This window comes from Streptomyces sp. NPDC054840, assembly GCF_053611065.1.
Genome location: NZ_JBSGZP010000051.1, coordinates 1 through 18,729 on the forward strand (window position 1 = coordinate 1; position 18,729 = coordinate 18,729).

Sequence of the window (18,729 nt, forward strand, 5' to 3'; positions counted from 1 at the left end):
CGTACGCGACCTCGCGGAACCTCCGGTACCCGACCTACTGGTGCTCGACGCGACTGCCGAAGGTGCCCAAGCGCGAGCAGACCTCGTAGGAGGCGGTCACCGGACGCTGACGCAGGATCTGCCGGGCCCGGTACTCGCCCCAGCTCATCGCGTACCACGGGACGTCCCCGGCCCTGGCGATCTCGTCGTTGATCCCGCGCAGGGCGCAGGACCGCTGTGGCTCGGGCAGCCGGTCCAGGCCGGGAACCGCGTCCGCCGACAGGGACTGGAAGTAGGAGAGATCGATCTTCGAGTCCTCCTCGAAGCGGGCCACGTTCCGCTCGGCGACCATCCCGTCCGGCGAGAGCAGGCCGAAGGCCAGGACGGCCGCTGCCGCACTGCCCGCGAACGCCCGCGCCGGCCAGCGTCCGCCGAACAGGCCGGCCCCCATGATCAATACGATGACCAGCCCCAGCCACAGCTCCATCGCGGCCACCGACACACGCAGCCTGGTCAGCCCGTACGCCTCCACGTAGAGGTCCATCCGGCGCAGCGCGGAGGCGACGACGACCAGCGTCAGCGCGCACAGCACCCCGAGGACGATCCGGACGAAGCGGCGGTCGCCGGCTCCGGAGCGCGGGGCCCAGCGCAGGGCGAGCGCGATCACGGCGAGAGTGAGCAGGGTGGCCCAGAGCAGTTGCCAGAAACCCTCTCGGGCGTACTCGGCGTAGGTCAGGTCAGTGCTCTTCAGGACCTTGTCGTAGCCGCCGAACAGGACGGCCAGCTGCACGGCGTTGAAGCCGACGAAAAGCAGGTTGAGCACGATGAGCGGCAAGGCCCATTCGACACGGGAACGCGGCTTGCCGGGGGCGACCTTGATCCGGTCCCAGCGCAGCGGGGCCGCGGCGGTACGGGCCGCGGCGAGCGCGAGCACCGCGCCGAGGAGGAACAGCATGAACCGGACGGGCCCGTCCTCGACCGACACGTCGGGCAGCAGGTCGCCCAGCAGATCGGCGAAGGCCGCGTCGGCCGAGGCGAACAGCGTGCCGAAGAGCAGCAGCAGGAAGGCGGCCACGACGGTCGCCTTGGCGACGGGCAGCCAGCGGTCCTTGGCGACCCCGCCGCGTGAGCGCAGCCCGGTCAGCAGCCAGGCGACCCCGGACACCGCGGCGTCGAGGAAGCCGAGCGGGCTGAGCAGGACACCGGGCCAGGTGCGGCTGCCGTGCAGGGCCAGCGCGCCCAGCAGTACGGCGGACAGGATCGCCAGCGTGGCCGGCCAGGCGGAGTCACGCAGGGCCGGTACGGCGAGCAGGGCGATACAGCCGATCACCCAGGCCACGGTCCAGGGGCGGGCGCCACGGCGGGCCGCGCGGGCGGCGACGTAGGCCGCGACGACGGCGGGCACCACCGCGAGCAGCAGACCCGGGCCCATGCCGTCGCCGAGCAGCAGCGCGGTGGCGAGACCGGAGGCGAGGACGGCGACGAGGGTCGCGGTCCGGATGGGGGCGGCTTCGGCGGGGCGCACCAGTGCGGCCCAGGAGGGCGCGGGCGAGCGCTGCTGCACCTGCCATGGGTTCGCGGGCGCCGCGCCGAGCGGCCCGCCCGGGGGTGGGCCAGCCGCGGCGGTATGTCTGCCGTCGGCCGCATTCGGCCGGGCGGGCGAATCCCCGGCCGGGTTCGGCTTCGCCGGCGAACCCCCGGCCGTGGCCCGCGCGTCGACCGCGGCCTCGGTCCGGGCTTCGTCCGCCCCGCCGATGTTCTCTGACATCAGTTTCCCTCCCCTGTCGGCCGCCCCGGAGTTCAAGGTGGGGCGGCGATGCGGACAGGGTAGGCCGGTGCGATGCAGTTTTGAACAGGATCAAAAGAGTGCTGTGGCAGGACCGTGACAATCGGAGCGGGTTGTTTCACGCGCGACCGCGCGAAAGCGCGAAAGCGGCTGAGGCGCGGAGCGCCGCCAACTCGCCCGGCGTCCCGGCGGCCCCACGGCCCGAGCCACGGGCGTCAGCCCCCCGCGACCTCCGGCAACCACGCCGGCAGGGCTTCGGTACGTGCCAGCCATGCGGCGGGCAGCACGGCGTCCCCGCGCGCGCCCAGCACCCCGCCGACGATCGCGCAGGTCGTGTCGACGTCCCCGCCCACCTGCGCGGTGGTCCAGAACGCCTTCTCGTAGTCGTCCAGCGCCCGCGCCGCCGACCACAGGGCGAACGGCACGGTGTCGTGCGCGCTCGTACGCCGTCCGCAGCCCAGGACCGCCGCGACCGTGGTGGCGTCGCCGTAGTCCAGCATGTCCCGCGCCCGCCGCAGCCCTGCGCCCACGGCGCTGCGCGGTACCAGTGCGATCACCCCGTCCAGCAGGTCGGAGGCCTTCGGGGGGCCGTCTGTGTGCGCGGCGATGGCCGCCGCCGCGGCCACGGCCATCGCCCCGCACACGGCCTCGCGGTGCTGGTGGGTGGTGTAGGCAGAGATCTCCGCCTGGTGGGTGGCCTGCTCCGGGTCGTCGGCGTACCAGGCACCCAGCGGCGCGATCCGCATGGCGGCGCCGTTGCCCCACGAGCCCTGCCCGTTGAACAGTTCGGCGGCCAGCGTGCGCCAGTCCTGTCCCTCCCGCACCAGTCGCAGCATCCGGTTCACCGCCGGCCCGTAGCCACGGTCGAAGTCGTGGTGGTGGGCGAAAGAACTCGCGAGCGCGTCCTGATCGATCCGTCCGTGCTCGGCCAGCACGGCCACCACCGAGCAGGCCATCTCGGTGTCGTCGGTCCACTGCCACGCCTCGGCGCCGGTGGGCAGCTCGCTCCGCTTGAGCAGCGGGTAGTTCACGGGGACGAAGTACTGGGAGCCGAGGGCGTCACCCAGCGCCAGCCCTCGGAGGCTGGCCATGGCGCGCGCGTAGCGCCGTTCGGGAGTGGAATCAGGCGTCATCGCGGGCCACTCTAGCCGTCCAGGTCATAAGGCTCGGGTGTGGTCCACCGCTCAAACGGGCGGTCCAACCGGTACCGGCCGTCCGGTCCGAGCAGGAGCATTCTGAATTCGCCGTTGCCCGGATTGGACAGGGCCTCGAATTCGGCCACGGACCAGTGGAACCAGCGCATGCAGAACAGCCGCATCGTCAGCCCGTGCGTCACCAGCAGCACGTTCTCGGGGTGGTCGGGGGCCTCGAAGCTGCGGTAGAGGCTTTCCAGGAAGGATCCGACCCTGTCGTATACGTCGGCCCCCGACTCGCCCTGCGCGAACCGGTAGAAGAAGTGCCCGTACGCGTCCCGGTATACCTTCTGCAGTCGTACGTCGTTCCGGTCCTGCCAGTTCCCCCAGTCCTGCTCGCGCAGGCGCGGCTCCTCGCGCATCCGCACGCGCGTCGGATCCAGCCGGAGCTCGCGGAAGGTCTGCAGGGTACGGCGGTACGGGGAGACGTACGCGCTGATCGTCTCGGTGCCGAAGAGCTCGCGCAGCCGGAGGCCGGCCGCCGCCGCCTGCTCGCGTCCGGTAGGGGTCAGCCGCAGGGCGTGGTCGGGCTCCCGCTCGTACACCGAGTCGTCGGCGTTGCCCTCCGATTCCCCGTGTCTGACAAGGACGATGCGCCGTGGTCGAACCATCCCACGACCCTATTCGGCCACCGGGCGGCCCGCCGACCGGGCACGCCGATCGGACCCGGCGGTCATCGTACGGTCATACCGTCCAGGAGGGTTCGAGGTCGACGACATCGCCGGTGAGGGCCTCGACATCGGCCTGGATCTGGGCGCGCAGGGAGAGCCGCTCGACCCGCTCCTGCCGGTACTTGCCGTGCTCGGCGGCGGCGTGCCACATCGAGAGCACCAGGAACTCCCGGCCCGGGGCCTCCCCGAAGAGGCCTCGGACCATGCCGGGTGAGCCCGCCATCGCCGGATTCCACACCTTCTCCTGCATGAGGGCGAAGTGGTCGACCCGGCCCTCCCTGACCCGCGTGTGCGCGACCCGTACGACGTCGGCATCGGTGAAGCGCGGCTCGAAGCCGGTCTTCACGTCGAAGCGGTGGTCGAAGAGGGTGACGCGCAGATCGGTGTAGGTGCCGTTCTGGGAGGCGGCCAGCCGGTCGTGCGAACGGGCCATGAAGGAGTCGTAGAAGGACCGGCTCTCCCAGAACGCGAAGACATGCGCGACCCCCTGCCGGCCCCGGCTCCAGCCGCCGCCCTGCCCCCGGAATCCCGGCTCGCCCGGCAGCCCCGCCCATTTTCGCTGCCCGCGCTCGAACCCGCGTCGGTCCGTCACCGTGCAGCGAATCCACTTGACCAGCACTGCGCCATCGTACGGGCCCGGCAGGGCCCCGGTCAGTCCTCGGCGCGGTGGATCCGCACCAGTTCCGCCGCGTCCCGATCGGGCAGCCGAAGCCCGAACTCCCGGTCGAGCAAGGCGAGCAGCCCGTCCGGGCCGATGATCTCCCGCTCGGAGAGGCCGTCGGGGTGCAGTCGGGTGAGCTCCCGCCCGACGAGCGCCTGGCGGACGCCGTCGCCCGGGTGCTGGACGATCAGCCGCCCGACGAAGGAGGAGGCGGGGTGGCTGGAGCTGTAGTGGTTGAGCACGACGTAGTCGGCGGGGTGGTAGTGCTGCGGGGAGAAGGCGTACAGGTCCCGCCAGGTGTCGCCGCGCAGCAGGCAGAGTACGAGGACGCCGCCCTCCTCCTCGCGGACGCGGTACGTCCACTCGCCCTGCCGCACCTCGGCGCCCGGCCGTCCCAGCAGCACCGGCTCCCGAGGTCCCTGAAAACCGAAACCGGCGTCGCACAGCCAAGGTTCACCCGCGACGGTGACGACGAGGACGGCATGCGTCACGGCGAGGACGGAGTCCCCGCGGGTGCGGTTGCGGGCACCGCGCCCGGAGACCTCGAAGCCGATCCGCTCCAGGGCGGCGGCCAGCAGCGAGTTCTGCTCGTAGCAGTAGCCGCCGCGGCGGGCGTGCACGAGCTTGTCCTCGATCGACTTGAGGTCCAGCGCGACGGGGCGGCCGAGCAGGACATCCAGGCTCTCGAAGGTGATAGCGGCGGTATGGGCGCGGTGCACTGCGTACAACGTCTGCAGGTCCGGCCGGAGTTCCCCGGAGGGCCCCCGTTCCCCCTGATATCCGATCCGCTCCAGATATGCGTCCAGGTCCAGTTCGTCACCGCTCCACATGACTGACCATCTCCCCGTTCCCCGCGCCGTCGGCCATCGCACTACCGTGCAAATTCCGGGCGCGCTGTCAACCGCGCCTCCGGACAATGATCACCATGACGGCACTGCACTCCAACCCGCTTTTCGACCGCCTCGCCGACGCCGAAGGCATCCTGGTCACGGGCGCGGGCGGCGGCTTCGAGATCTACGCCGGCCTCCCCGTCGCCCTATTCCTCATGAGCCAGGGCAAACGCACGGTGGGGTGTCCGCGTCACCGCGAACACCCCACCTGAACAGCTCGCTCACGCCCGCCGGGGCGTCACGGTCAGCTGCAGCCGCTCGTCGAGCCGCAGCCCTCGCAGATGTAGCACGAGCCGGCGCGCTGCATCTTCGTACCGCAGGAGAAGCAGAGCGGGGCGTCGGCGGAGACACCGAGCTGCATCTCGACCAGTTCGGCGTTGCTGTGCGCCGTCTTCGGGGCCGGGACGGAGACGGCCGTGACCGGCTTCGGGGCCGACGGGACCGCGGCCAGCGGGGCCGCCTGCATCAGGGACTCGGTGTCAAGCTCGTCCTCGAGCGGCTCGTAGGAGCCGGTGTCCAGGTGACGCTGGCGCTCCTCGGCGGTGTGGATGCCGAGGGCCGAGCGGGTCTCGAAGGGCAGGAAGTCCAGCGCCAGGCGGCGGAAGATGTAGTCGACGATCGACTGCGCCATCCGCACGTCCGGGTCGTCCGTCATACCGGCCGGCTCGAAGCGCATGTTCGTGAACTTCGAGACGTACGTCTCCAGCGGAACGCCGTACTGCAGGCCGACCGAGACGGCGATCGAGAAGGCGTCCATCATGCCCGCGAGGGTCGAGCCCTGCTTGGACATCTTCAGGAAGACCTCGCCCAGACCGTCGTCCGGGTAGGAGTTCGCCGTCATGTAGCCCTCGGCGCCGCCCACCGTGAAGGAGGTGGTGATGCCCGGGCGGCCCTTGGGAAGGCGCTTGCGCACGGGGCGGTACTCGATGACCTTCTCGACGGTAGCGCGGATGGTCTCCTCCGTCTTGGCGGTGACCTGCTCCTTCTCCTTCTTCTTGGCGGAGAGGGGCTGACCGACCTTGCAGTTGTCACGGTAGATCGCGAGCGCCTTGACGCCCATCTTCCACGCCTCGAAGTAGATCTCCTCGATCTCCTCGACGGTCGCCGTCTCCGGCATGTTGACCGTCTTCGAGATCGCACCCGAGATCCAGGGCTGGATCGCGGCCATCATGCGGACGTGGCCCATCGCGGAGATGGAGCGCTCGCCCATGGCGCAGTCGAACACCGAGTAGTGCTCGGTCTTCAGACCTGGGGCGTCGACGACCACACCGTGCTCGGCGATGTGGGAGACGATCGCCTCGATCTGCTCCTCCTGGTAACCCAGGCGGCGCAGGGCCTGCGGGACGGTGCCGTTGACGATCTGCATCGAGCCGCCGCCGACGAGCTTCTTGAACTTGACCAGGGCCAGGTCCGGCTCGACACCGGTGGTGTCGCAGGACATCGCGAGACCGATGGTGCCGGTCGGCGCGAGGACGGAGGCCTGGGAGTTGCGGAAGCCGTTCTTCTCGCCGAGGCGCAGGACGTCCTGCCAGGCCTCGGTGGCCGCGGCCCAGATGCTGTTGTCCAGGTCCTCGGTGCGCGGCGCGACGGCATTGGCGTCGGAGTGCTGCTTCATGACGCGCTTGTGCGCCTCGGCGTTGCGGGCGTAGCCGTCGTACGGGCCGACGACGGCGGCCAGCTCGGCGGAGCGCTTGTACGCGGTACCGGTCATCAGCGAAGTGATCGACGCGGCGAGGGTGCGGCCGCCGTCGGAGTCGTACGCGTGGCCGGTGGCCATCAGCAGGGCCCCCAGGTTGGCGTAGCCGATGCCCAGCTGGCGGAAGGCGCGGGTGTTGTCGCCGATCTTCTGCGTCGGGAAGTCCGCGAAGCAGATGGAGATGTCCATCGCGGTGATGACGAGCTCCACGACCTTGGCGAAGCGCTCGGCGTCGAAGGACTGGTTGCCCTTGCCGTCATCGTTCAGGAACTTCATCAGGTTGAGCGAGGCGAGGTTGCAGGACGTGTTGTCCAGGTGCATGTACTCGCTACAGGGGTTGGACGCGGTAATGCGGCCGGATTCCGGGCAGGTGTGCCAGTTGTTGATCACACCGTCGTACTGGATGCCCGGGTCGGCGCACGCCCACGCGGCCTCGGCGAGCTTGCGGAAGAGCGCCTTGGCGTCGACCTTCTCGATGACCTCACCGGTCATACGGGCACGGAGCCCGAACTCGGTGCCGTTCTCGACGGCCGTCATGAACTCGTCGTTCACGCGGACGGAGTTGTTGGCGTTCTGGTACTGGACGGACGTGATGTCGTCGCCGCCCAGGTCCATGTCGAAGCCCGCGTCGCGCAGGGCGCGGATCTTCTCCTCCTCCTTCACCTTGGTTTCGATGAAGGCCTCGACGTCCGGGTGGTCCACGTCCAGGACGACCATCTTCGCCGCGCGGCGGGTGGCGCCGCCCGACTTGATCGTTCCTGCGGACGCGTCGGCGCCGCGCATGAAGGAGACAGGGCCGGAGGCGTTGCCGCCGGAGGAGAGGAGCTCCTTCGAGGAGCGGATGCGGGAGAGGTTCAGGCCGGCGCCCGAGCCGCCCTTGAAGATCATGCCCTCTTCCTTGTACCAGTCGAGGATCGACTCCATGGAGTCGTCGACGGCCAGGATGAAGCAGGCGGAGACCTGCTGCGGCTGGGGCGTACCGACGTTGAACCACACCGGGGAGTTGAAGCTGAAGATCTGGTGCAGCAGGGCGTAGGTCAGCTCGTGCTCGAAGATCTCCGCGTCGGCGGGCGAGGAGAAGTAGTCGAAGTCCTCGCCGGCCTTCGTGTACGTCTTCACGATCCGGTCGATCAGCTGCTTGAGACCGGTCTCGCGCTGCGGGGTGCCGACCGCGCCGCGGAAGTACTTGCTGGTGACAATATTGACCGCGTTCACCGACCAGAAGTCGGGGAACTCCACGCCACGCTGCTCGAAGTTGACCGAGCCGTCACGCCAGTTGGTCATGACGACGTCACGGCGCTCCCAGCTCACCTCGTCGTAGGGGTGCACGCCCGGGGTGGTGTGGATGCGCTCGATACGCAGGCCGCCCTTGGCAGCCTTGGTCCCCTTGGCGCGGGAACCACGTGCCGAGCTGCTCGCCGTCTCTGTCATGCCGCTTCCTCCCATATGCGGGCAAAAACGCCCTAAAGTGCCATCGATATTCCGCGGGCACAGTGCTGTGTCTTGTATCTACGTCTCTTCGCCTGGCCGATCGGCCGTGTCACGTCGCGTGAGCGCCGCGACACGGGTGGTCCGATCAGTCGGCGGCGGAGGCGGGCACGGGGACCTGGGCGGTCCTCCCGAGCTCGCACTCTTCAGGATGAGACCGCGGAACGCGAAGCTCCGCGATGGCGGTCTCGAAGTCTTCAAGGGTGTCGAAAGCTTTGTAAACGGAAGCGAACCGCAGGTACGCGACCAGGTCGAGCTCCTGCAACGGGCCGAGTATGGCCAGACCCACGTCGTGGGTGGTCAGCTCGGCGCTCCCGGTGGCGCGCAGCGCTTCCTCGACCCGCTGGCCGAGTTTGGCGAGGGCGTCCTCGGTGACCGGCCGCCCCTGGCACGCCTTGCGCACGCCGGAGATGACCTTGGTACGGCTGAAGGGTTCCGTCACCCCGCTGCGCTTGATCACCATCAGCGAGGCCGTCTCCACCGTCGTGAAGCGACGGGAGCAGTCGGGGCACTGACGGCGCCTGCGGATCGACGTGCCGTCGTCCGTGGTGCGGCTGTCGACGACGCGGCTGTCGGGGTGCCTGCAGAAGGGGCAGTGCACGGTTCCCTCACCCTCCCTTTTGGCACGACTGAATAACCCCACGGGGCCCCTGAACGACGGAGGCGGACTCCCTCGGGGGCTCGTGAAGCAGCCCCCATCATATGCGATTCCGGGCCCCTCGGAAGACCCGAGGACCCCGAGGACCACAACCTCTGGGTGGCAGCGCTCATCCAACCACTAGATCTTGGGTTGTGGCGGATTCACGCGGCTCCGCGTGTCGCAGCGCCCGATGGGCGGACGCGGGGCCTCCCGGTGCCACACTGGGCAGGCCCCGAGGGTGGCGATCCGACCGGGAAGGGTACCGTAAGCGGCGGACGCCGAGCCGAACCCGCGTTCGGCGAACCCACCGTCCATACACCTCTCGATATGCACACGCGGGCCGATCTGCGATTTTTCACTCGAACGTGTGTTTGGCGCAACCTTTCGAAAGCTACTACCGTTGTCCAGCTAGGGAGAACATTTCGAGAGGGGCCGACGTGACCACCACCGCAGACAGTGCCGCCATCACTGCCCAGAACCGCTCCCAGAGCCGACTTGAGCCGGTGCATGCCATGAACGACGCAAACCTGAACCCGGATGCGGAGCCCGTAGTACGCCCCGCACGCTCGCTGCCAGGTCGACCTCCAGGCATCCGCGCCGACAGCTCCGGGCTCACGGACCGGCAGCGGAGGGTCATCGAGGTCATTCGCGACTCCGTGCAGCGTCGGGGGTACCCGCCGTCGATGCGGGAGATCGGACAGGCGGTCGGCCTGTCCAGCACCTCGTCGGTCGCACACCAGCTGATGGCCCTGGAGCGCAAGGGCTTCCTGCGCCGTGACCCGCACCGCCCGCGGGCCTACGAGGTGCGCGGCTCCGACCAGCCGAGCTCGCAGCCCACGGACACCACCGGCAAGCCCGCCGCCTCCTACGTTCCCCTGGTCGGCCGGATCGCGGCCGGCGGACCGATCCTCGCCGAGGAGTCGGTCGAGGACGTCTTCCCGCTCCCCCGACAGCTGGTCGGCGACGGCGAGCTCTTCGTCCTCAAGGTCGTCGGCGACTCGATGATCGAGGCCGCCATCTGCGACGGCGACTGGGTCACGGTACGTCGCCAGCCCGTCGCGGAGAACGGCGACATCGTCGCCGCGATGCTCGACGGTGAGGCCACGGTCAAGCGCTTCAAGCGAGAGGACGGCCATGTCTGGCTCCTCCCGCACAATGCCGCCTACCAGCCGATTCCCGGCGACGAGGCGACCATTCTCGGCAAGGTCGTCGCGGTACTGCGTCGGGTCTGACCCCGCCGCCCCCATTCAGCCCCCGGGACCCACTGCGCCGGTTCCGGGGGTTGTTCATGCCCGGAACCGGGCGCGGACGGGGCGGGCAAACGGGCAGGCGGACCAGCGGATCCGTTGAACAGTGGATCCGCGGCAGCCGATCTGCGGACTACTTGCCGTCGGCCTTGGCCGTCGCGTCGATCGCCGCCAGAGAACGGCGGGCCTGATTGGGGTCCGTGGTGTACCAGAAGTCAGGCAGTGTGGCCCGGAGGAAGCTCCCGTACCGGGCCGTCGCCAGCCGGGGGTCCAGGACCGCGACGACACCCCGGTCACCCGAGGCCCGTACGAGACGGCCCGCGCCCTGCGCCATCAGCAGCGCGGCGTGCGTGGCCGCGACGGCCATGAAGCCGTTGCCGCCGTGCTCCTCGACCGACTTCTGGCGGGCGCTCATCAGCGGGTCGTCGGGGCGCGGGAAGGGGATCCGGTCCATGACCACGAGCTGACAGCTGGGTCCGGGCACGTCCACGCCCTGCCAGAGCGACAGCGTCCCGAACAGGCAGGTCTTCGGATCGGCGGCGAAGGACTTGATCAGCTCGCCGAGGGTTTCCTCGCCCTGGAGCAGGATCGGATTGTCGAGCCGGCCGCGCAGCTCCTCGGCTGCCGCCTTGGCGCCGCGCATGGAGGAGAAGAGACCGAGGGTGCGGCCGCCGGCCGCTTCGATCAACTCGGCGAGCTCGTCCATCATGTCGCCGCGGGTTCCCTCGCGGCCTGGCGTGGCCAGGTGCTTGGCGACGTAGAGGATGCCCTGCTTGGGGTAGTCGAAGGGCGAGCCGACGTCGAGGCCGCGCCAGACGGGTACGTCGTCGCCCTCGACCCCTTCGGGGGCCAGGCCCAGGGAGGCCGCGACCCCGTTGAAGTCGCCGCCCAGCTTGAGGGTGGCGGAGGTCAGGACCACGGAGCGGTCCGCGAACAGCTTCTCGCGCAGCAGGCCGGACACCGAGAGGGGGGCGACCCGGAGGGTGGCACCGAAGCGGTCGTGGCGCTCGTACCAGACGACGTCGTACTCGGAGCCGTTGGTGATCCGCTCCGCCACTCCGTGGATGCTCTCCACGGCGGCCAGCGCCTGCTTGCGCACCGCGTCCTCGTCGTGGACGGACTTGTCCCGGGTGGCGCCGATCGCCGAGATCACATTGCGCGCGGCGTCCCGCAGGGACATCAGCGCGTAGCCGAGGTCCTCGGGGACCTGCTCCAGCCGGCCCGGGAGCGCGAGCTCCATGACCCGCTCGAAGGATTCGGAGGCGGTCTGCAGGGCGTCCGCGGTCTTCTCGTCGACCAGCTTGGCGGCACGCTTCACGGCCCGGTTGACCTGGCCCGGGGTGAGCTCGCCGGTGGCGACCCCGGTCACCCGGGAGACCAGCTCGTGCGCCTCGTCCACGATCAGCACCTCGTGCTGCGGCAGCACGGGGGCGCCCTCGATGGCGTCGATGGCGAGCAGGGCGTGGTTGGTGACGACCACGTCCGCCAGCTTGGCCCGCTCACGGGCCGCCTCCGCGAAGCACTCGGCGCCGTACGCGCACTTCGTCGCGCCCAGGCACTCGCGGGAGGAGACGGAGATCTGCGACCAGGCCTTGTCCGAGACACCCGGGGTCAGGTCGTCGCGGTCGCCGGTCTCGGTCTCGTCCGCCCAGTCGCGCATGCGCAGCAGGTCCTGGCCGAGCTTGCTGGTGGGCGCGGCCGCCTCGAACTGGTCGAAGAGACCGTCCTCCTCGTCCTGCGGAGCGCCCTCGTGCAGGCGGTGCAGGCAGAGGTAGTTGGACCGGCCCTTGAGCATGGCGAACTGCGGGCGGCGGCGCAGCTGCGGGTGCAGCGCCTCCACCGTCCGTGGCAGATCGCGCTCGACGAGCTGCCGCTGGAGGGCGAGGGTCGCCGTGGCGACGACCACGCGCTCGCCGTGGGCGAGGGCCGGCACCAGGTAGCCGAGGGACTTACCGGTGCCGGTCCCGGCCTGGATCAGGCGGTGGGAGTTGTCGTCGATCGCTTCGGCGACGGCTTCGGACATGGCCACCTGGCCGGGGCGCTCCGTGCCGCCGACGGCGGAGACGGCGGCGTGCAGCAGGTCGGGGAGGGAGGGCTTCGTCATAGCAATGCCAACCCTACGGGGCCCCACTGACACGGGGCGCACCGGCGAGCAATCATGGCCGGTACAGGGGGTCGGGTACGGTGCCGTGCTGCACGGCGTGCGGCCGGTCGGGGCGGTCCCGGTAACCGTCCTCGTAGAGCCGATTCCGGTTCAGACAGAGCCGTCCGATGCGTTCGCCGAGCAGGTCGAACAGCTCGTAGCGGTCCCTGAACTCCGGAAAGCGGGCCTGGTGACCCAGGATCTCCGCCCGTACGAGGGACCGGAACTCGCTCTCCGGAACGCCGAGGCCGTCCTCGCACAGGGCCGAGAGGTAACGGAAGACGCCGACGAACCGCCCGGAGTGGATGAACTGGGGCAGGAAGTCGGCGGGCTCCGTGAGCAGCACCGCTCGCACCTGGTCGGGGAGGGACTCCAGCTCCGGCAGCGGTTCGTCGGTGATGTTGACGTCGTCCACGAAGTCCTTGACCGCGAGCCGGACGGGGACGTCGTGCTCGTCGAAGATCACGATGGTGTTCTCGCCGTGCGGGGAGAAGACGGTGCCGTATCGGTAGAGGAAGTGGAGCAGCGGGGGCAGCAGGGCGGCGAAGAGGCGCTGCAGCCAGACGGTGGGGGTCAGCCCGGACCGGGCGACGAGCTCAGCGGTTGAGGACCGGCCGCGCGGGTCCGTGTGGAGGAGCGAGGTGAGCGTGCGGGCGCGCTCGCCGGGTGCGAGGAGGCCGGCGAGGGGCTCGCGCCAGGTCGCGCCGAGGAGCTCCTTGTACTGGTACGGGACCTCGGGAGCTCGTCGTAGACCGGGTGGCGGACGGTGACGGAGGCGACCTCGCCGAGCAGGATGACCCGGCACTCGTCTCGGAGGAAGGGGTCGCCGTCGCGGAGGGAGTGGATCCAGGCGGTGACCGCGGGCGCCGCGGGCGTGAGGTCGGACGGCAGCCCGCGCCAGACCATGGTGTTGAAGACGGAGAGCGGAAGTTTGACGCTGTGCCGGTCGGGCCGGCTGAGGTTGAGGAAGGTGCGGACGGACTGCTGCGGGAGCCGCACGTCGGGGTCGGCGGGGAGCGGTACCAGGGCGCCCGAGGCGAGCGCCGGGGCGAACAGGGGGAGGACGACCTCGTCCCACTGCCAGGGGTGGACCGGGAGGTAGAGGTGGTGGAGCGGGTCGAGGCCGCGGTCGCGCAGGGACCGGTCGTAGGCGGCCCGGGTGACGGGGCCGAGCTCGGCGGTGTAGAGGCGGGCGGGGTCCTCCAGGCCGGCGGTTCCGCGGTAGGCGGCGAGCCAGGGCAGCCGGCGGGTGTGGGCTTCGGGCGCCCATGCAGCGGTGTCGGAGGCGGACAGTCCGATGCGGCCTTTGTTGGGGACGAGCCAGGGGTGGCCGGTCTGGTGACCTTCGAGGGCGGCGTAGTCGAGGTCGGCGAGGACGTCGGCGGTGAGTGCGGTGTGGTCGAGCCGGGCGTCGGCGGTGAGGGTGGCACTGAGCTCGCGGACGAGATGACCGAGGGTGGGTCCGTCGAGGCCGAGGAGGGTACGGGCCCGGATGAGGAAGGCGTACGGGCCCCGAAGGCTCTCGGGCTCCCGAGGTCGCCCGGCACGGTCGGTGAGGTCTGCTAGGGCGCCGGTGGGGTGAGGGTGGTCGTGTTCGGGGTGACGTGCCAGCTGTCGTACGAGCGGCGGTGGGCGCGGAAGCCGAGGCTGCTGCCGTCGTCGAGGGCCAGGGTCCAGGCGTCGCCTGCGGCGGCCGGTGCCGGGACGGGACGGATGATCTCCTCGTAGGCGAATTCGCCGAGCATCTTGGCGAGCAGCCGACGGGCCGCGGAGTCCCAGGTCGCGCGGTTGAGTTCGGGCGGCGTGCAGGGGTGCTGGGGCGAGGGTGGCACGGTGGGTTCGGCCGCGTCGGGGGCTGTGGGGAAGTTCGGCACGGGACTCCTCGGAGGTCGGGAACTTTGCTTCGTCACGCAGAGTTATCGAAGGGAGAGGTGCGAAGCTGCCGACGGCGGTCGGGGTTTGTGGGGCGGCACTCAGAGGAGATTGCGCAGCACCCGCTCCCGGATCATCAGGGCGGCCCGCTTCTCGGGAAGGTCGATTTCCGCGGAGCAGCGGAAACCGGAGCTCAGGAAGGCCGACACAGAGGGGGTGTTGCGGATGTCCGGTTCCGCGACGACGCGCGTACAGCGGGGGCGGTTGCCGAGGACCAGGTCGGCGACGGCACGCGGCAGAGTTGTTCCCAGGCCGCGGCCACGGTTCGTGCCGTCTCCGATGAGCAGGTGGATACCCGTGTCGTGGGGGCGCGCCGGGTAGTGCCCGGAGAGCGGGTCGAGGTCGGCCCGGTAGATCTCCCAGTAACTCATCGGCGTGCCGTCAAGGAGGCCGAGGCAGGGGATGCTGCGGCCGTCGCCGTCGAGCTGTGCCCGGAGGTGGGCGGCGGTGATCGCGGCGGGGCCGGCGAGCTCCCAGTAGGTCGCGACTTCGGGATCGTTCATCCAGCCGGTGAGGAGCTCCAGGTCGCGGCCGGGCCGCACGGGTTCGAGACGGAACGCTCCGGCGGGTGTGGCGACGCTGCCCCAGATGGCAGGGGAATCGAGCAGGTCGGCCTCGGCGAGCAGGGGCAACAGGTCCACGTTGAGCCGTTGTTCGCGCATTGCGCCGGTGCCTTCGACGAAGCCTGTGGCAGAGCGGACGTCGTGGGCGAATCCGGCGGCTGGAGCTGGGGCCGGGGTGTCGGTGGAGGGCATCGGGGCTCTTCTCCGCGTCGGCGCCGACGCGTCAATCGTGAAGGGGGTTGGCGATGGTGACGTAGACGGACTGGGTGTCGACGGGGCCGACCAGCTCGTCGAGACCGCCCAGGCGGGTGAGCAGATTCGCCTTGCAGCGCAGGGTGGGCGAGTCGAGCAGCCGTGCGGGGAGCGGGCCGAGGCCCGCGGCCTTGGCGAGGAAGCGGCGGAAGGCGGCGAGAAGGACGCGTTCGTCCGCGAGCCGCTGGGATCCGAAGGCTCCGATGAGGCCGAGCACGTTGTTGATGCCGAGGTAGTAGGCGAAGCGTTCGTCGGTGACGGCGTCGGAGACGAAGGTGTCGCTGGCGCTTCCGATGCCTGGGAGCCGGTGCTCCAGTTCCGCGCGGCGGGATTCGCGGAAGTAGTAGCCCTGGTTGTCGCGGTAGCGGCCACCGATCGGCCAGCCGGCCGGGTCGAGGAGCACCAGGGTGTTCTGCTGGTGCGCTTCGAGGGCGATGCCGGCGAGCGCGTCGAAGGCGAGGACCGGCAGGACCACGTGGTCGAGGTAGCGCAGGAACCACTCGGCGGCGACGGCGGATGTGGTGTGGCCGGTGGCGGTGGCGAGACCGGTGACGAGTTCGGCGAGGCGCGAGCTCATGGTGGTCCGGCCGGGCCAGGGGCGGGGAGCGGTGAGTGCGGCGATGCAGACGGGGTCGTCGCCCGAGCGGAAGGGGTTGTGGCGCAGCAGGGCGTCGAGTCCGGGCACGGGGGTTCCGTCCGGGGCGTCCACGGCGACCCAGGCGGGGTCGCGGACGATGTCGAAGGCGGGGTGGGAGGCCTGCCACTGCTCGGCGAGGCCGGTGCGGAGCAGTCGGTGCACCTCGACGCCGCGGTGGAGCTCCTTGCGGAGGTTCTCGCGGCGGGAGTTGGTGATGCGCAGGCCCAGGGAGAGCTTGAGCATCGCGGGGGAGCCCGGGCGGTGGACGGTGCGGACGGAGGAGGTGGGGAACCAGGGCTCGCCGTGCGGGCCCAGGTCGTGCAGGAGTCCCGCGTCGCGGAGGGCGGTAACGGCGGGGCGTTGGAGCAGGTCGCGGGCCTGCCAGGGGTGCAAGGGAAGGGGGGTGGTGCCGTTGGGCAGGGGGAGCCCGGGGGCGAGCCGGCCGAGGAGCTGTGGGGCGGAGACGGGGCGGCCGCTCTCGGTCCAGGCCGATTCGCTCGCGAGAGCCGCGGGTTCGACGGCGAACCAGTGCAGGGGGAAGGAGCCGTGCAGTTCGGGTGAGTAGCGGCGTACTTCGGCCTCCGTGAGTCCTTCGCGGCTCTTGGGGTCCGGCTGGAGGGGGTGGCCGAGGAGGAGCGCCTGTTCGGCGGTGAGGAAGCGGTCCCCGCTGACGGGGGCCGGGGCGGTGGGGCGTTCCCGCCGGTCGGCGATGAATTCGGCGGTATGGCGGACCGAGTCGGCGACGCGGCCGACGAGGTCGGCGGTACCTCGGCCACCGCTCGTGCCCTCACGGGCGATGAGCGCGGCGAGGGTGACGGCGTCAAGGGAGGGCGCGGCTGCGGTGGTGCCTTCGAGGCGGACCGCGCCGAATCGGTGCCAGCCGGCGTGGGACCAGTGGCGGACAGGGACGAGCAGGGCGGTGCCGGAGGCGGGAAGGGGGATGCGCAGGGGAGTGCCGGCGGGGCCGTCGGGGCGGCCGAGGCCGGATTCACGGACCCAGCAGCGGAGCAGGTTCTCCACTGCCGCGGCGTCGGCGGCAACGGCCGGGTCGGGGTGATTGAGAAGGTCCGGCAGCGTGGTCGGCTCCAGCCGGAGGGGGCTCGTCCATCCGGTACGGGGCCGGGGTGTGCCGTCCTTCTGCCGCGGCACTGTGGCCCTTGCCCCGGACCCGGGGGCCTCGGCCACCACCGGGGGGAGCTGTTCCGGCGTGCCGGGTGCGTCCGCCGGGTCCTGTCGCGGGTGCTCGGCCGTCGTCCCGTCCGAGTGGGGCAGCGCGCGGGCCGGGGGCGGGGTCGGCGCGTCCCCGTCGGGTACGGGCAGGGTCGGCGGGCTGACGGCCGGCGGGCTGACGGCAGGACCCGGGTTCTGCGCCTCGGGCACGTCGGGCCCGGGCGTCGGGGCCGGCGGTTCCGCGGCTTCAGGGAGCGGCGCCGCGGTGCGGGACGGCGACGGCGGGCACCCCGGGGCGACGGCCTCGGGGTCCGGGAACGGCTGTAGGCGCGGCTGCGCCTGAGCCGGCCCCGGCGGTGGGGCGAGCCGGTCGGGAGACGGCGGCTGGGTCTCCGTGATGGGGGTCGGCTGGTGCGGGTCTGGCATCGCGGGTCCTCAGGGTGCGGGTCAGTGGGTCCGGCGGGCGGCGGCCGGGATGGCGTCGGCCAGGCGGTCGAGGACCGCCGCGGCCTGCTCGTCGGTCAGGGTCAGCGGGGGAAGGAGGCGGACCACGGCGCCGTGGCGGCCGCCGAGCTCGACGATCAGGCCGCGGTCCAGGCACTCCTGACGGACGGCGGCGGCGAGGGCCGGTGCGGCGGCCCCGGTGTCGGGGGCGACGAGTTCGACGCCGATCATCAGGCCCCTGCCCCGTACCTCCCCGATGCAGGGGTGGTCACAGGCCAGGCCGTGCAGGGCCGCCAGCATCCGCTCCCCCAGGACGGCGGCGCGCTCGGCGAGCCGGTTCTCGCGGACGAAGGCGAGCGTCGCGGTACCGGCGGCCATGGCGAGCTGGTTGCCGCGGAAGGTGCCGGCGTGCGCGCCGGGGTCCCAGACGTCCAGGCCGGCCCGGTAGACGATCACCGCGAGCGGCAGGCTCCCGCCGATCGCCTTGGAGAGGACCATGACGTCGGGGACCACCCCGGCGTGGTCGACGCCCCAGAAGGCACCGGTCCGGCCGACGCCCGTCTGCACCTCGTCGGCGATCAGAGGGATCCCCCGCGCCGCGGTGATCTCGCGCATCCGGCGCAGCCAGCCGTCGGGGGCGGGGACCACCCCGCCCTCGCCCTGCACGGGTTCGACGATCATCCCGGCGGGGGCGGGCACCCCGCCCTTCGGGTCGTCCAGCAGGTTCTCCGTCCAGCGCGCGGAGAGTTCGGCGCCCTCGGGGCCGCCGACGCCGAACGGGCAGCGGAGGTCCTGCGGGTAGGGCAGGCGGGTCACCCGTACCCCGGGGGCGCCTCCCGAGGCGTCCAGGGCTCCGGCGGTCATGCCGTGGTAGGCCCCGGTGAAGGCGAGCAGCCCGGTGCGCCCGGTCGCGGTGCGCACCAGTTTGAGGGCGGCCTCCACGGCGTCCGTACCGGCCGGCCCGCAGAACTGGATGCGCGCATCGGCGGCCAGCGCGGGGGGCAGATTGGCGAACAGTTCGGTGGTGAAGGCGTCCTTGACCGGGGTCGCGAGGTCGAGCACGTGCAGCGGGGCCCCCGAGTCGAGGACGCCCCGGATGGCTTCGAGCACCACCGGGTGGTTGTGCCCGAGGGCGAGCGAGCCGGCGCCGGAGAGGCAGTCGAGGTAACGCCGCCCGTCGGCGCCCTCGATGGTCAGTCCGCGGGCCCGCACCGGGACGATGGGCAGCGAGCGGGCGTACGTCCGGGCGGCGGACTCCCGCTGCGCCTGCCTGCGCAGGATGCCCTCCGAGGCGACGGAACCCCCGGGCCCGGCGCCTGAGTCCGGGCCGCCGGGAC

General features: G+C 71.3%; 13 protein-coding genes and 1 pseudogene. 2 read left to right on the forward strand and 12 right to left on the reverse strand.

From position 1 onward, the window contains the following. Positions 1–34 precede the first annotated feature (34 nt). From ACWGIU_RS06325 to ACWGIU_RS06345, 5 genes are all read right to left on the reverse strand, one after another. On the reverse strand, positions 35–1,747 hold the full coding sequence (locus tag ACWGIU_RS06325; protein ID WP_453702964.1) for a DUF4153 domain-containing protein: 1,713 nt from the start codon (positions 1,745–1,747) through the stop codon (positions 35–37). A 233-nt stretch (positions 1,748–1,980) separates the two neighbouring features. Further along, a complete protein-coding gene (locus tag ACWGIU_RS06330) occupies positions 1,981–2,898 on the reverse strand; it encodes an ADP-ribosylglycohydrolase family protein (RefSeq protein ID WP_453702966.1) in 918 nt (305 codons plus the stop codon). A gap of 11 nt (positions 2,899–2,909) precedes the next feature. Beyond that, positions 2,910–3,569: a histidine phosphatase family protein gene (locus ACWGIU_RS06335; RefSeq protein WP_453702967.1), complete on the reverse strand. Its 660-nt coding sequence runs from the start codon at positions 3,567–3,569 to the stop codon at positions 2,910–2,912. A gap of 73 nt (positions 3,570–3,642) precedes the next feature. Continuing rightward, the gene (locus tag ACWGIU_RS06340; protein ID WP_030008846.1) at positions 3,643–4,248 is read right to left on the reverse strand and encodes a YdbC family protein; all 606 of its coding nucleotides are present in this window, start codon (positions 4,246–4,248) and stop codon (positions 3,643–3,645) included. A 32-nt stretch (positions 4,249–4,280) separates the two neighbouring features. Continuing rightward, positions 4,281–5,120, reverse strand: coding sequence for an arylamine N-acetyltransferase family protein (locus ACWGIU_RS06345; RefSeq protein WP_453702969.1), 840 nt, complete (start codon positions 5,118–5,120; stop codon positions 4,281–4,283). 95 nt (positions 5,121–5,215) lie between these two features. Between ACWGIU_RS06345 and ACWGIU_RS06350 the strand changes: the two genes are divergently transcribed. Beyond that, the gene (locus ACWGIU_RS06350; RefSeq protein ID WP_453702971.1) at positions 5,216–5,392 is read left to right on the forward strand and encodes a hypothetical protein; all 177 of its coding nucleotides are present in this window, start codon (positions 5,216–5,218) and stop codon (positions 5,390–5,392) included. Positions 5,393–5,424: 32 nt separating this feature from the next. Here ACWGIU_RS06350 and ACWGIU_RS06355 read toward each other — a convergent pair whose 3' ends face one another. Next, complete coding sequence (locus ACWGIU_RS06355; RefSeq protein WP_453702973.1) at positions 5,425–8,307, reverse strand: vitamin B12-dependent ribonucleotide reductase; 2,883 nt, start codon at positions 8,305–8,307, stop codon at positions 5,425–5,427. A gap of 145 nt (positions 8,308–8,452) precedes the next feature. After that, the gene (gene nrdR, locus ACWGIU_RS06360) at positions 8,453–8,965 is read right to left on the reverse strand and encodes a transcriptional regulator NrdR (RefSeq protein ID WP_030713347.1); all 513 of its coding nucleotides are present in this window, start codon (positions 8,963–8,965) and stop codon (positions 8,453–8,455) included. A gap of 476 nt (positions 8,966–9,441) precedes the next feature. On the opposite strand from nrdR, the gene lexA reads away from it, so the two are divergent. After that, positions 9,442–10,236 (forward strand): transcriptional repressor LexA, encoded by a 795-nt coding sequence (lexA, locus tag ACWGIU_RS06365; protein ID WP_030713361.1) that lies wholly within the window; start codon positions 9,442–9,444, stop codon positions 10,234–10,236. Between the two features lie 148 nt (positions 10,237–10,384). Here lexA and ACWGIU_RS06370 read toward each other — a convergent pair whose 3' ends face one another. From ACWGIU_RS06370 to ACWGIU_RS06390, 5 genes and pseudogenes are all read right to left on the reverse strand, one after another. Next, positions 10,385–12,355 carry an ATP-dependent DNA helicase gene (locus ACWGIU_RS06370; protein WP_453702975.1) on the reverse strand — a complete coding sequence of 657 codons (1,971 nt, stop codon included), beginning with the start codon at positions 12,353–12,355 and terminating at the stop codon, positions 10,385–10,387. 52 nt (positions 12,356–12,407) lie between these two features. Further along, positions 12,408–14,268, reverse strand: a pseudogene (locus ACWGIU_RS06375) (IucA/IucC family protein). Between the two features lie 99 nt (positions 14,269–14,367). Beyond that, positions 14,368–15,081, reverse strand: coding sequence for a GNAT family N-acetyltransferase (locus ACWGIU_RS06380; protein WP_453702977.1), 714 nt, complete (start codon positions 15,079–15,081; stop codon positions 14,368–14,370). 31 nt (positions 15,082–15,112) lie between these two features. Then, positions 15,113–17,374 carry an IucA/IucC family protein gene (locus ACWGIU_RS06385; protein ID WP_453702978.1) on the reverse strand — a complete coding sequence of 754 codons (2,262 nt, stop codon included), beginning with the start codon at positions 17,372–17,374 and terminating at the stop codon, positions 15,113–15,115. Positions 17,375–17,395: 21 nt separating this feature from the next. Beyond that, positions 17,396–18,673: a diaminobutyrate--2-oxoglutarate transaminase family protein gene (locus ACWGIU_RS06390; protein ID WP_453702980.1), complete on the reverse strand. Its 1,278-nt coding sequence runs from the start codon at positions 18,671–18,673 to the stop codon at positions 17,396–17,398. Between the last annotated feature and the right edge of the window lie 56 nt (positions 18,674–18,729).

What these genes read in the sequence shown, in the direction of transcription:
- ACWGIU_RS06355 (WP_453702973.1), bottom strand. Translation starts at nt 8,307, where the DNA reads ATGACAGAGACGGCGAGCAGCTCGGCACGTGGTTCCCGCGCCAAGGGG.
- ACWGIU_RS06385 (WP_453702978.1), bottom strand. Translation starts at nt 17,374, where the DNA reads ATGCCAGACCCGCACCAGCCGACCCCCATCACGGAGACCCAGCCGCCG.
- ACWGIU_RS06380 (WP_453702977.1), bottom strand. Translation starts at nt 15,081, where the DNA reads ATGCCCTCCACCGACACCCCGGCCCCAGCTCCAGCCGCCGGATTCGCC.
- ACWGIU_RS06350 (WP_453702971.1), top strand. Translation starts at nt 5,216, where the DNA reads ATGACGGCACTGCACTCCAACCCGCTTTTCGACCGCCTCGCCGACGCC.
- ACWGIU_RS06345 (WP_453702969.1), bottom strand. Translation starts at nt 5,120, where the DNA reads ATGTGGAGCGGTGACGAACTGGACCTGGACGCATATCTGGAGCGGATC.
- ACWGIU_RS06370 (WP_453702975.1), bottom strand. Translation starts at nt 12,355, where the DNA reads ATGACGAAGCCCTCCCTCCCCGACCTGCTGCACGCCGCCGTCTCCGCC.
- ACWGIU_RS06325 (WP_453702964.1), bottom strand. Translation starts at nt 1,747, where the DNA reads ATGTCAGAGAACATCGGCGGGGCGGACGAAGCCCGGACCGAGGCCGCG.
- ACWGIU_RS06330 (WP_453702966.1), bottom strand. Translation starts at nt 2,898, where the DNA reads ATGACGCCTGATTCCACTCCCGAACGGCGCTACGCGCGCGCCATGGCC.
- ACWGIU_RS06335 (WP_453702967.1), bottom strand. Translation starts at nt 3,569, where the DNA reads ATGGTTCGACCACGGCGCATCGTCCTTGTCAGACACGGGGAATCGGAG.